Source organism: Streptomyces sp. NPDC127106 (genome assembly GCF_042677605.1).
Taxonomy (GTDB): domain Bacteria; phylum Actinomycetota; class Actinomycetes; order Streptomycetales; family Streptomycetaceae; genus Streptomyces.
This window is the reverse complement of the sequence record NZ_JBHXTC010000100.1, coordinates 1-12824: the sequence shown is the minus strand read 5'-3', so window position 1 is coordinate 12824 and position 12824 is coordinate 1. Positions and strand designations below refer to the sequence as shown.

Sequence of the window (12824 nt, the reverse complement as noted above, 5' to 3'; positions counted from 1 at the left end):
CGGTGGTCAGGGCGTCGACGGAGCCGTTCTCCAGGCCGGTGAGGCACTCGGAGTAGCCGGCCTGCTCCAGCAGGTTCGCGTCGGGGGCCAGCTTGGTCTTGACGTTCTGCGCCGAGGTCGAGCCGGCGACCGAGCAGAGGTTCTTCTTGTTGAGGTCCTCGGCCTTGGTGATCGAGGTGTCGTCCGCGCGGACCAGCAGGTCCTGGTGGGCCAGGAAGTACGGGCCCGCGAAGTCGACCTTCGCCTTGCGCTTGTCGTTGATCGTGTAGGTGGCGACCACGAGCTTGACGTCACCGTTCGAGATCAGGTTCTCGCGCTCGGCGCTGACGGCCTGCTTGAACTCGATCTGGTCGGGCTGGTAGCCGAGCTCCTTGGCGACGTAGGTCGCCACGTCGACGTCGAAGCCGGTGAACTTGCCGTCCGGGGTCTTCAGGCCCAGACCCGGCTGGTCGAACTTGATGCCGATGACGATCTTGTCCTTGCCGCCCCCGGTGGCGCCGCCGCCGGCCTTGTCACCGCCGCCGCCACACGCGGTCGCGGTCAGGGAGAGGACGACGGCCACGGCTGCGGCCGCGCCGGCCTTGAAAACCTTCATGGTGAACTTCCCTCGGATGAGACGTTGTTGGACGACGAGCGACGACACGTGCGCCGGGCCGCCAGGGGATCACTACCAGACGGAACCGTCAGTGGTGCAGGATCTTCGAAAGGAAGTCCTTGGCGCGGTCACTGCGCGGGTTGCTGAAGAACTGCTCGGGCTCGGCCTCTTCGACGATCTTGCCGTCGGCCATGAAGACGACCCGGTTGGCCGCAGAGCGGGCGAAGCCCATCTCGTGCGTGACGACGACCATCGTCATGCCCTCGGCGGCCAGCTGCTGCATGACCTCCAGCACCTCGTTGATCATCTCCGGGTCGAGGGCCGAGGTCGGCTCGTCGAAGAGGATCACCTTCGGGTCCATGGCCAGCGCGCGGGCGATCGCCACGCGCTGCTGCTGGCCGCCGGAGAGCTGCGCCGGGTACTTGTCGGCCTGTGTTCCGACGCCCACCCGGTCCAGCAGGGCCCGTGCCTTCTTCTCGGCGCTCGCCTGGTCCGTCTTGCGGACCTTCATCTGGCCCAGCATCACGTTCTGCAGCACCGTTTTGTGCGCGAAGAGGTTGAAGGACTGGAAGACCATGCCGACGTCGGCACGCAGCCGGGCCAGCTCCCGCCCCTCCGAGGGCAGTTCCTTGCCGTCGATCGTGATCGTTCCGGAGTCGATCGTCTCCAGGCGGTTGATGGTCCTGCACAGCGTGGACTTGCCCGATCCCGAGGGACCGATCACCACGACGACCTCGCCACGGGCAATGCTCAGATCGATGTCCTGAAGCACGTGCAGCGCGCCGAAGTGCTTGTTGACGTTGCTCAGTACGACCAGGTCGTCGGCGGCCCCGGCCGCGTCCTTCGCTTCCTTGGTCACTGATACTCCGCTCATCGGCTTCTTGCTCCGTCCTCCTCGGTTGGCAGGACAGTAGTGAGGCCGCGCGCACACCGTCATCACATCTGAGGGAGAATTGAGCATAACGAAACGGCCTCGAATCGATACGCTCCGTACGTGCCTCGGCGGCTCGCACCGGAAGGCTCGTACCGGGTACATAACGGAAACCGCGCCGGACCGGAACCCCCTTGACGTGGGGCCCCGCATCGGCGTGGATGCTCTCTGGCCCCTTGACCACGGGCCGCGCTCGGCACAACAGGAAACAGGAACGCAGGAAAGGGGGACGCAATGAGACTGCTGCTCGTCGAGGACGATGACCACGTTGCCGCCGCCCTGTCCGCGATCCTCGCCCGGCACGGCTTCCAGGTGACCCACGCCCGCAACGGCGAGGAGGCCCTGCAGGCCCTGCTGCCCGCCGGAGCCCCGCCGCACGCCTCCCCCTACGGGGTGATCTTGCTGGACCTGGGCCTCCCCGACCAGGACGGCTACGAGGTCTGCGGCAAGATCCGCAAGCGCACCGCGATCCCCGTGATCATGGTGACGGCCCGCTCGGACGTGCGTTCCCGCATCCACGGACTCAACATGGGCGCCGACGACTACGTGGTCAAGCCCTATGACACGGGCGAGCTCCTCGCCCGGATCCATGCCGTCGCCCGGCGCAGCGGTGCCTCCGAGGAGGCCGCGGCCGCCGTGGCGGGCGCCCCGGCCGTGGTCCGGGTCGGGTCCGTCAGCATCGAGCTGCCCACCCGCCGGGTCAGCGTCGACGGCTCGGACGTGCCGCTCACCCGGAAGGAATTCGACCTGCTGGCCCTGCTCGCGCAGCGCCCCGGCGTCGTCTTCCGCCGCGAGCAGATCATCAGCGAGGTGTGGCGCACCAGCTGGGAGGGGACCGGGCGGACCCTGGAGGTGCACGTGGCCTCGCTGCGCTCCAAGCTGCGCATGCCCGCCCTGATCGAGACCGTACGCGGGGTGGGCTACCGGCTCGTCCCGCCGACCGCCCCCTAGCGGGGCCCTGCTGTGCGCGCCCGCCTGCTCCCGCTGCTCGTCGTCCTCATGGCGGGCGTGCTGCTCGCGCTCGGTTTCCCGCTCGCCGTCAGCCTGGCCGCCGGCCAGCAGCAGAAGGTGGTGGTCGACCGGATCGACGACAGCGCCCGCTTCGCCGCCCTCGCCCAGTTCTTCATCGACGCGGAGAGCTCCGGCAGCAGCGGCGCCGCCGAACGCCGGGACACGCTCCAGCTCGAACTGGCCCGCTACCAGGAGCTGTACGGCATCCGGGTGGGCATCTTCTACCGCGACGACAACGCCCTGGTCCGGGCCCCCGGCTGGTGGCAGCTCCCCGAGGAGGGCGAAGGCCGGCGGGCCTTCAAGGAGGCGCTCGCCGGGCGCCGCAGCCACGACCCGGCCCAGGTGTGGCCCTGGCAGACCCACGGGAAGCTGCTCGTCGCCTCCCCGGTCGTCCTGGACGGCGACGTCGTCGCCGTCGTGGTCACCGAGTCGCCCACCGACCAGATGCGGGCCCGGATCCTGCGGGGCTGGCTGCTGATCATCGCCGGCCTGGCCGCCGCGATGTTCCTCGCGTTCGGGGCCGCCCTGCAGCTGACCCGCTGGGTCCTCAAGCCCGTCCGGACGCTCGACGCGGCCGCCCACGGCATCGCCACCGGGCGGATGAACTCCCGGGTCGCAGCCGCGAGCGGGCCGCCGGAACTCCGACGCCTGGCCCGCTCGTTCAACGAGATGGCCGACAACGTGGAAGAGGTACTGGAGCAGCAGCGGGCGTTCGTCGCCGACGCCTCCCACCAGCTGCGCAACCCGCTCGCCGCGCTGCTCCTGCGGATCGAGCTGCTCGCCCTCGAACTGCCCGAGGGGAACGAGGAGATCGCCTCCGTGCGCGCCGAGGGCAAGCGCCTGGCCCAGGTCCTGGACGACCTGCTGGACCTGGCGCTGGCCGAGCACGCCTCCGCCGAGCTCAGCCTCACCGACATCGGCGCCCTGGCCGCCGAGCGGGTCGCCTCCTGGCGGCCGTACGCCGAGGAGAAGGGCGTACGGCTCACCGAGACCGGCCGTACCGCCATCACGGGGTGGGCCGACCCGATCGCGCTGTCCAGCGCACTCGACGCCGTCATCGACAACGCCCTCAAGTTCACGCCGGCCGGGGAGGAGGTCACGGTGGCCGTCGCCCCGGCCGGTCCGTCCGTGCATGTCGTCGTCGCCGACCGCGGCCCCGGCCTCACCGAGGACGAGCTGCTCCGCGTCGGCGACCGGTTCTGGCGCAGCGGCCGCCACCAGAACGTCAAGGGCTCCGGACTCGGCCTGTCCATCTCCCGCGCCCTGCTCGCCGCGGGCGGCGGATCCCTCTCCTACGCGAAGAACGAGCCCCACGGACTCCGGGTGACCGTCGCCGTCCCGCGCAGCGCCCCGCACAACGGGGCCGAGGGCAACGGCTGACGCAACCTCGCCCCGAGGCACGTGTCAGCGGGCCCAGGCGAGGACCGTGCGGGCTGGGGCGGAGGCGGCGTACAGCTCGTCGACGGCCCGCACCTCGAACACCGCCGCCCGCTCCCGGCCGGCCCGGACGACGGCCGGCAGGTACAGGGCGGTGCCGCAGGTGCCGCCGAGGAAGCGGCGCGTGCCGTCCGGGAGCAGGCGGTGCAGCTCGTAGTGGCGGACCGGGCCGGGGGCCCGCCGCCAGGACAGCCGCACCGCGGCCGTGCCGTGCTGTTCGGCCGAGGCGTCCACGGTCAGCGCGTGCGGGGCGGACGGCCGCGGCCGGGCGGGGCCCTCGCGTACCGACAGGGCGCCGACCCGCCAGGACACCGCTCCGTCGCCCCGCGCCGTGATCCGTACGGCCAGCCCGTACGCGGTCCGGCCCGCCAGCGACGACAGCCCGACCCGCGCCGTACGCCAGCCCGCGCCCGGGCCCGCGGTGCCCGCCGCGAACCAGGTGTAGGGGACGGGCCCGCCCGGAGCGGCCGGCTCGCGCACCGCGACCCCGACCTCGACCACGACCGGCGCGGAACCCGGCTCCGCGGCGTGCACCAGCTCCAGGACGCCGGCCCCGGGCAGCCGCATCCGGGTGGCGTGCAGTCCGACCGCGGCGGGCGCGGTGAGCCGGCCCGCCACGAGGAGGCTGGAGCCGCCCCGCCAGGCCCGGGCGAAGTCCAGGGTGACCGAAGGGCGCGGACCGGCGGTGTCCACGGTCCAGCGGCGGCCCGGCAGCCGGTCCTGGAGGCCGAGGTGGCTCCACGGGGCGTCGGAGACGGCCTCGCCACGCTCGTACCAGCGCTCGCCGTGCCCGGTGTTGAACGAGCAGGCGAAGGGGAGCGCCGCCACCGTGGACCGGTCCGCCACCACCGTGGCCGGCGCCCGCCAGCCGCCGTCCGCGCCGTCGGGCGCGGGGCGGGCCGGGTCCAGGGACCCGCCCGTCCAGAACCGGTCGTCGGCGCGGTGGAAGGCGCCGGGGGAGCGGTCGGCGAGGTGGTTGCGGGTCCACTCGGGCCGGTAGAAGCCGTAGCTGACGACATGGTCGCGTCCGCGCGGAACGATCGCCTCCCAGTCGACCGCGGAATCCCAGCCGCGGGACTCCGTGTCCACCGCCGCCCACAGCTCGTGGCGGCTGCGGCCCAGGCGTTCGGCGAGCGCTCCCGAGTCGGCCAGGCCCTGCGCGCTCCACCGGAAGTCGACGAACACGGTGTCGGCGACCCGGCCCGCCCGGTCCTCGAAGAACTCCTGGTTGAGCGGGTTGAGCGCACCCTGCCAGCCGACCCGGCCGGTGCTGTTCATCGCGTCGTACCAGGTGATCCGCAGGTCATGGGCCGCGCCGGCCGCACGCAGGGCGCGCAGGAACTCCCGCATCCGGGTGGCGAGCGCGCTGTCCCCGCCGTCGGTCTCGGCGTTCACGAACCAGCCGTCGAATCCGTACGCGACCGCCACCCGGACGAGCTGCTCGGCGATCGGGAACCGGCCGTGGGCGTCGCGCTGCACCAGGTCGCGGGTCCACTGGAGGTCGCCGCCGTACGCGACGGGCGGCAGGAAGACGTTGCCCAGCACCGGGACGCCGTTGCGGTGGGCGGCGTCGACGACGGGTGCGTTCGGCGCGAGCACGATCCCTTCGCCAGCGGAGCCGCCCCAGAACACCAGCTCGTCGATGTAGGCCCAGTGGGTGAAGGCGTAGGTGTCGGCGGTGGGTACCCCTTGCGAGGGGTTCTGTGAGGTGGGGCCGAAGGAGACGAGGGAGGCGATCCGGGCCTGCCCGGCGCGGACGGCCGGGTGCGGGGGCACCGGCGTGAAGCGGGCGGCGAGCGGCACGGTGGCGGTGTTGTGGGCGAGGTCCGGGTCCGACTCCGGGCTCCACTGCTTGAGCGAGCGCCACACGATGCCGGGGCCCGGGGTGCCGTGGGGGAGGGTGTCGGGGAACCAGTAGGAGGCGTACGGCGCCAGGTCCGCCGGACCGGCGCCCGGCCCTCGGAGCGCGATTTCCGGCGGGGCGGCGTGCGGTGCGCCTTCCGGCGGGGCGGCGTGTGCCGGGGGGACGCCCAGCAATGTGACGGCGCCGGCCCCGGCCCCGGCGGCCAGGATCCGGCGCCGGGCGGGCGGCGGCGCGCAGCTGGGGGACGGGGCGGCGGAAGCCTCACGGGGTGAAGAGGGGGAAGGCGAGGGTGAGGGTGAGGAGGGGGAGGTGCGAGGGTGTGCGCCGTTGCCGGACTCGGACATGCGGGCTCCTCGGGGACAGGGATCGGGGACAGGGATCGGGGACAGGGATCGGGGACGAGGGGGGCCGGGGCGAGGGGGCGGGTCAGCGGACGTCGGACACGCGCAGCACCTCCGTGATGCCGCGCGCGGACAGGTGGGCCGGATCCTCGGCGAGCTCCGCCAGCACCACCGCCGGCCGGACACCGTCGGCCGCCAGCGCCGCCCAGGCCTCGAAGAAGGCGCCGCCGGGAGCGCACGCCGACCGCTCCGGCGCGCGTTCCGTCCCGCCGACCTCCACAGCCAGCGCGGTGGACCGGACGGCCGGACGGTGCTCCCGGCCCCGCCACTCCGCGGCGATCCGGGCGACGGCGACACCGGCCGGCTTGGTCCGCCGGTCGTTGGTGAGCAGGCCGAGCCCGTACTCCAACTCGGGGAAGTCCGCGAGCTCCCGGGACACGTCGTGCGAGCACCACCAGGTCACGCCCCACAGGCCCGGGCAGTCCAGGGCGGCGGCGAGCGTGGCCCCGGTGAACGCCGCCGCGTGCTTCGGCGGGATCAGCGGCGCGGGCGCCCCGACCTCCTGGAGCCAGACCGGACGGTGCGGGTCCGCTGCCCAGGCCTTGGACAGCTCGATCAGGTAGGCGGCGTGCTGCTCGGTCGCCCCGGTCCGGCCGTGCCGCTGTGCGGTGCCGTTGAACACCCAGGAGTGCACGGCCGTGGCCGAACCGAGCCGCGCCGCCTGCGCCGGCGTGAACGGGTGCCCGTCCCGGTACCAGGCCGCGTCGTACTCGGCGTGGACGTGGAACCGGCCCGGCGCGCCCCGCTCGCAGGCGGCGAGCATCCGTTCCAGCCAGCGCCCCGCCTGCTCCCGGGTGATCCGGTCCGGGTCGGGGTGCGGGCCGTCGGAGAACTGGTTGATCTCGTTGCCGACGGTCATGCCGAGGAAATGCGGCCGGTCGGCGAGGGCGGCGGCCAGCGTGCGCAGGTACTCCTCCTGCCCGGCGATCACGTCCGGGTCGGCGAAGATGTTCCGCCGGTGCCAGGTGCCGGTCCACGCGGGCAGGAAGTCGAAGCTCGACAGGTGCCCTTGGAGCCCGTCCACCGCGACGTCGAGGCCGCGTTCGGCCGCCGCGTCCGCGAGCGCGACCAGCTGCTCGACGGCCCGCGGCCGGATCAGCGTCCGGTTCGGCTGGAAGAGCGGCCACAGCGGGAAGACCCGAACGTGGTCCAGCCCGAGCGCGGCGACGGAATCGAGGTCGGCCGAGACCTCGTCGAGGTCGAAGTCGAGCCAGTGGTGGAACCAGCCGCGGGACGGCGTGTAGTTCGCCCCGAAGCGGAGGGTTCGGGCGGGCGGGGGTACGGGGGTGCCGTCACGCATGAAGGATCCCGGAAGTCGCGGGGAATTCTCCGGACGCCCACAACGTGCCGCGCCCGGCGGGGGAAAGTCAACAGGGCCCCAGCAGCCAACGAGAAATGACGCACTTATGCGCTTCAGGCCCGTTGACAGAAGGGCTGAGCGCCTCTCAAGCTGGGTCGGCTAATGCGGTTTAGCTCCGGGCGGTCAATGGCCTCAGGCAGGCAGCGCACGGAAATGGACAGCGGTATTTCGGTCACGGCCGTCAGCGCTTCTGGGGCTTCTCCGGCCGTAGAACGGGCCGGCGGATCCGATCGCGGGCCGGCCCCGCCGGCCGGGAAGAATCGCGTACGGTCCGGCCATTGCCGTCCGCGTACCCGAGGGGTGAGACAGCCGTGGCCCGCAGACCCACCATCAAGGACATCGCCCGCCGGGCCGGGGTGTCCGAGAGCGCCGTCTCCTTCGCGCTCAACGACCGGCCGGGTGTCTCCGCAGACACCCGCGCCCGGGTCCGGCACGTCGCCGAGGAGCTCGGATGGCAGCCCAACAGCGCCGCCCGCGCCCTGTCCGGCGAACGCTCCGGCGCCGTCGGACTGGTCCTGGCCCGGCCCGCCCACACCCTCGGCGTCGAGTCGTTCTTCCTCCAACTGGTCTCCGGCATCCAGGAAGTGCTCTCCGCCGGCCGGACCGCCCTCCTCTTCCAGGTGGTCGACGACATCGACGCCGAGTGCGCCGTGTACCGCCGCTGGTGGGCCGAGCGGCGGGTCGACGGCGTCCTCGTCGTCGATCCGCGCACCGAGGACCCGCGCCCGGAGCTCCTCGCCCGCCTCGGCCTGCCCGCCGTCACCGTCGGCGGTACGGGCGCCCCCGGTCCGCTGTCGTCGGTCTGGGCGGACGACGCCCGGGCGATGGCCCGGGTCCTGGACCACCTCCACGGCCTGGGACACCGCCGGATCACCCACATCGCCGGGCTGCCCGGCCTGGCCCACACCGCCCGTCGCATCGCCTCGCTGCGTGCCGAGGCCGCCGCGCGGGGGTTGGGCCCGCGGGAGGTGCGCTCGGTGGTGACCGACTACTCCGACGCCGAGGGGGCGGCCGCCACCCGGCGCGTCCTCGCCGAGCCCGAGCCGCCGACCGCGCTGGTCTACGACAACGACGTGATGGCGGTGGCCGGCAGCGCCGTCGCCGCCGAGCTCGGCATCGCCGTCCCCGGCCGGCTCTCGATCGTCGCCTGGGACGACTCCGCCCTGTGCCGGGTCACCCACCCCCGGCTCACCGCCCTCGTCCGCGACACCGCCGCCTTCGGCCGGCTCGCCGCCGAGGAGCTGCTCACCGTGCTCGCCGGCGGCCCGCCCCGGGCCCGTGAGGGAGAGCAGCCCCGGCTGGAGCCCCGCGAGAGTACGGCCCCGCCCCCGGCCACATACTGAATCCCGACCCCGTTCTGGAGCGCCCCCGTGACCTCACCCAGCCCCTCGTTCCCCGGCCCCGGCGACCGCGCCCCCGGCGACCGCGCCCCCGGCGTCCCCGGCCCCGGCGTCCCCGGCCCCGGCGTCCCCGGCCCCGGCGAGCCCGGCGCGGCCGCAGGCCCGGCGGTGGCGATCGACGTCGGCGGCACGAAGATCGCCGGCGCGCTGGTGCTCCCCGACGGCACGATGACGGCCACCACCCGCCGCCCCACCCCGCGGGGCACGGACGCCGACGGGGTGTTCGCCGCCGTCGCGGAGGTCGTCGCCGAACTGGCCCGCTCGCCCCTGTGGCCGGCGGCCGTCCGCTGCGGCATCGGCAGCGCGGGCCCGGTCGACGCCTCGCGCGGCACGGTGAGCCCGGTGAACATCGGCGCCTGGCGGGACTTCCCCGTCCAGGCCCGGATCGCCGCGGAGCTGGCCCGGCACGGCGCCCCGCTGCCCACCGTGCTGGTCGGCGACGGCGTGGCCATGACCGCGGCCGAGCACTGGTTGGGGGCGGCTCGCGGCCACGCGAACGCCCTGTGCATGGTGGTCTCCACCGGCGTCGGCGGCGGCCTGATCCTGAACAACCGGCTCCACCCGGGCCCCACCGGGAACGCCGGTCACATCGGGCACATCAGCGTCGCGTTCGACGGCCCCCGGTGCGTCTGCGGGAGCCGCGGCTGCGTGGAGTCGATCGCCTCGGGCACCGCCATCGCCCGATGGGCCGCGGAGCAGGGATGGACCCCCTCCGGGGGCGCCGCCGGCGACGCCACGGCGGCGGGCGTCGCCGCGGCCGCCGAAGCCGGGGACCCCCTCGCGCTCGCCGCGTTCGACCGTGCGGGTCGCGCCCTGGCCGCCGCCATCGCGGCCAGCGCCACCCTGGTGGAGACGGGTGTCGCGGTGGTCGGCGGGGGCGTCGCCGCCTGCGGTGACACCCTCTTCGGGCCGATCCGTACCCACCTCGCGGACTACGCCACGCTCTCCTACGTCGGCGGGCTGGAGGTGGTTCCCGCGGCCCTGGGCACCCATGCGGGACTGATCGGCGCCGCCGCCGCGGCGACCATGCTGTTGCCGGCCTGAGGGCCCGGGGTCAGGGCTTCACCGAGCGGTAGTACCGTCCCGCGCCCTCGTGCAGGTCCAGCGGATCCGTGTAGATCGCCGTCCGCAGGTCCACCAGCTGCGCCGCGTGCACCTCGGCACCGATCCGGTCACGGCTGTTGATCACCGTCCGCGTGAACTGCTCGGTGAGTCCCGGATCGGTCTCCTCGGTGGTCACCAGCAGGTTCGGCACGGCCAGGGTCGCCACCGCCGAGGTGTTCCGCGCCCGCGTGTACGCGTCCTGCGGCATCACCGCCGCCCGGTAGTAGCGCGCCGGACTGCCGCTGCCCTGCAGCGCCTCCACCAGGTCGCCGAGCTGTACGAGCCGGACGTCGAACCGCTCCGACAGCTCCCGCACCGCGTTCGTCGGCAGGCCGCCGGACCAGAAGAACGCGTCGATCCGCCCGGCCTCCAGCTCTGCCGGCATGGTGTCGATGCCGATCGAGACCGGGGTGATGTCCCGCGCCGGGTCCAGTTTGGCCGCCGCGAGCAGCCGTTCCGAGACCAGGCGCACACCCGAACCGGGCTGGCCGATCGCCACCCGCTTGCCGCGCAGGTCCCGCGCCGACTGCACCGGCGACCCGGCCGGCACCACCAACTGCACGTAGTCGTCGTACAGCCGCGCCACCCCGCGCAGCCGGTCCGCGCCCGGCTTCCCGTCGGCCCGGTACTTCGAGACCGCGTCCGCCGTCGCGACGGTGAAATCGGCCTGCCCGGTCGCCACTCTCGCCAGGTTCTCCTGCGAGCCCTGGCTGGTCTCCAGCCGGACCCGGACTCCGGGGACGTCCGACGCCAGCGCCTGCTCCAGCAGCTGGCCGTACAGGTGGTAGACGCCCGTCCGCACGCCCGTGCTGAAGGTCAGCTCGCCCTTCAGCTCCGGCTGCCCGAAGGGCCGCAGCCACCACACGAGCAGCCCGAGCACGGCGAACACGGCCACCAGCCCCCACAGGGCGGTGCGCCTGCCGAAACGGGGCGGAACATGAGCCATGGGCGCGATCCTGCCACCGTCGCGCCGACCTGTCACGGGGCGCCGGTCCCCAGGCCGTCCCCAGGCCGGACCGAGGCCGGACCGGAGGGTGTCCCGGCAGCACCTACCCTTGTTCCATGACCAGCAGCAGCGACCGGAGCACGGCAGTGGACGTCAAGGGAACATACGAGGTGCGCACCTACGGGTGCCAGATGAACGTGCACGACTCCGAGCGACTCTCCGGACTGCTGGAGGAGGCGGGCTACACCCGGGCCCCGGAGGGCTCGGACGGCGACGCCGACGTCGTGGTGTTCAACACCTGCGCCGTCCGCGAGAACGCCGACAACAAGCTGTACGGCAACCTCGGCCGGCTCGCCCCCATGAAGACCAAGCGCCCCGGCATGCAGATCGCCGTCGGCGGCTGCCTGGCGCAGAAGGACCGCGACACGATCGTCAGGAAGGCCCCGTGGGTCGACGTCGTCTTCGGCACGCACAACATCGGCAAGCTGCCCGTCCTGCTGGAGCGCGCCCGCATCCAGGAAGAGGCGCAGATCGAGATCGCCGAGGCGCTGGAGGCCTTCCCCTCCACGCTGCCGACCCGCCGCGAGTCCGCGTACGCCGCCTGGGTCTCGATCTCCGTCGGCTGCAACAACACCTGCACCTTCTGCATCGTCCCCGCCCTGCGCGGCAAGGAGGAGGACCGCCGCCCCGGCGACATCCTCGCCGAGATCGAGGCCCTGGTCGGCGAGGGCGTCTCCGAGATCACCCTGCTCGGCCAGAACGTCAACGCGTACGGCTCCGACCTGGGCGACCGCGAGGCCTTCTCGAAGCTGCTGCGCGCCTGCGGGCAGATCGAGGGCCTGGAGCGGGTCCGCTTCACCTCCCCGCACCCGCGCGACTTCACGGACGACGTGATCGCGGCCATGGCCGAGACCCCGAACGTGATGCCGCAGCTGCACATGCCGCTCCAGTCCGGTTCGGACCGGATCCTGAAGGCGATGCGCCGCTCGTACCGCCAGGAGCGCTTCCTCGGCATCATCGAGAAGGTCCGCGCGGCCATTCCGCACGCCGCGATCTCCACCGACATCATCGTGGGCTTCCCCGGTGAGACCGAGGAGGACTTCGAGCAGACGATGCACGTGGTCCGCGAGGCGCGCTTCGCCAACGCGTTCACCTTCCAGTACTCCAAGCGCCCCGGGACCCCGGCCGCCGACATGGAGGGCCAGATCCCCAAGGAGGTCGTCCAGGACCGCTACATGCGCCTGGTGGCCCTCCAGGAGGAGATCTCCTGGGAGGAGAACAAGAAGCAGGTCGGCCGCACCCTCGAGGTCATGGTCGCGGAGGGCGAGGGGCGCAAGGACGGCGCGACGCACCGCCTGTCCGGCCGCGCCCCCGACAACCGGCTGGTGCACTTCACGAAGCCGGACGAGGACGTCCGCCCCGGCGACGTGGTGACCGTGGAGATCACCTACGCGGCCCCGCACCACCTCCTCGCCGAGGGTCCGACGCAGTCCGTGCGGCGCACCCGGGCGGGCGACGCCTGGGAGAAGCGCAACGCGGCCCCGGCGCAGCCGCAGGGCGTCATGCTCGGCATCCCCACGCTGGGCGTCCCGGCGCCGCTCCCGGAGTCGGCCCCGGCCTGCGGCATCACCGGCTGAGCACATCCGGCCTCGCCGGCGTGTGACGCGCGGGTCCCGGCGGAGCCCGGTGCCCGGCGGAGCCGGGTGTTCCGCTGGCACCGCCCCGGAGGTCCGCCCCCGGGTGCGGGGGCTCCGTCTCCGGCCGCCCACTGCGCC

At 73.6% G+C, this 12824-nt stretch carries 10 protein-coding genes; 5 read left to right on the top strand and 5 right to left on the bottom strand.

The window, feature by feature from the left end; genetic code table 11:
* The coding region (locus ACFVGY_RS36770; RefSeq protein ID WP_385686644.1) for a transporter substrate-binding domain-containing protein at window positions 1-595 on the bottom strand (595 nt) is incomplete at its 3' end.
* 88 nt (window positions 596-683) lie between these two features.
* Window positions 684-1469 (bottom strand): amino acid ABC transporter ATP-binding protein, encoded by a 786-nt coding sequence (locus ACFVGY_RS36765; RefSeq protein ID WP_385432622.1) that lies wholly within the window; start codon window positions 1467-1469, stop codon window positions 684-686.
* A 291-nt stretch (window positions 1470-1760) separates the two neighbouring features.
* On the opposite strand from ACFVGY_RS36765, the gene ACFVGY_RS36760 reads away from it, so the two are divergent.
* Together ACFVGY_RS36760 and ACFVGY_RS36755 are read left to right on the top strand one after the other, a co-directional pair.
* The gene (locus ACFVGY_RS36760) at window positions 1761-2477 is read left to right on the top strand and encodes a response regulator transcription factor (protein WP_385686641.1); all 717 of its coding nucleotides are present in this window, start codon (window positions 1761-1763) and stop codon (window positions 2475-2477) included.
* A 12-nt stretch (window positions 2478-2489) separates the two neighbouring features.
* Window positions 2490-3917, top strand: coding sequence for an ATP-binding protein (locus ACFVGY_RS36755; protein ID WP_385686638.1), 1428 nt, complete (start codon window positions 2490-2492; stop codon window positions 3915-3917).
* Between the two features lie 24 nt (window positions 3918-3941).
* Here ACFVGY_RS36755 and ACFVGY_RS36750 read toward each other — a convergent pair whose 3' ends face one another.
* The gene (locus tag ACFVGY_RS36750; protein ID WP_385686635.1) at window positions 3942-6182 is read right to left on the bottom strand and encodes an endo-beta-N-acetylglucosaminidase; all 2241 of its coding nucleotides are present in this window, start codon (window positions 6180-6182) and stop codon (window positions 3942-3944) included.
* A gap of 82 nt (window positions 6183-6264) precedes the next feature.
* Window positions 6265-7539, bottom strand: coding sequence for a glycosyl hydrolase (locus ACFVGY_RS36745; protein WP_385686633.1), 1275 nt, complete (start codon window positions 7537-7539; stop codon window positions 6265-6267).
* Between the two features lie 371 nt (window positions 7540-7910).
* Here ACFVGY_RS36745 and ACFVGY_RS36740 point away from each other — a divergent pair, with 371 nt between their 5' ends.
* Both ACFVGY_RS36740 and ACFVGY_RS36735 read left to right on the top strand, forming a co-directional pair.
* A complete protein-coding gene (locus ACFVGY_RS36740) occupies window positions 7911-8942 on the top strand; it encodes a LacI family DNA-binding transcriptional regulator (protein ID WP_385686630.1) in 1032 nt (343 codons plus the stop codon).
* Window positions 8943-9107: 165 nt separating this feature from the next.
* Window positions 9108-10043, top strand: coding sequence for an ROK family protein (locus ACFVGY_RS36735; protein WP_385686647.1), 936 nt, complete (start codon window positions 9108-9110; stop codon window positions 10041-10043).
* A gap of 10 nt (window positions 10044-10053) precedes the next feature.
* Here the strand turns inward: ACFVGY_RS36735 and ACFVGY_RS36730 are convergent, their stop codons facing one another.
* Window positions 10054-11049, bottom strand: a complete 996-nt coding sequence (locus ACFVGY_RS36730; protein ID WP_385686627.1) for a TAXI family TRAP transporter solute-binding subunit — start codon at window positions 11047-11049, stop codon at window positions 10054-10056.
* Window positions 11050-11165: 116 nt separating this feature from the next.
* Here ACFVGY_RS36730 and miaB point away from each other — a divergent pair, with 116 nt between their 5' ends.
* Window positions 11166-12686 carry a tRNA (N6-isopentenyl adenosine(37)-C2)-methylthiotransferase MiaB gene (gene miaB, locus ACFVGY_RS36725; protein ID WP_385686624.1) on the top strand — a complete coding sequence of 507 codons (1521 nt, stop codon included), beginning with the start codon at window positions 11166-11168 and terminating at the stop codon, window positions 12684-12686.
* The last annotated feature ends 138 nt before the right edge of the window (window positions 12687-12824 follow it).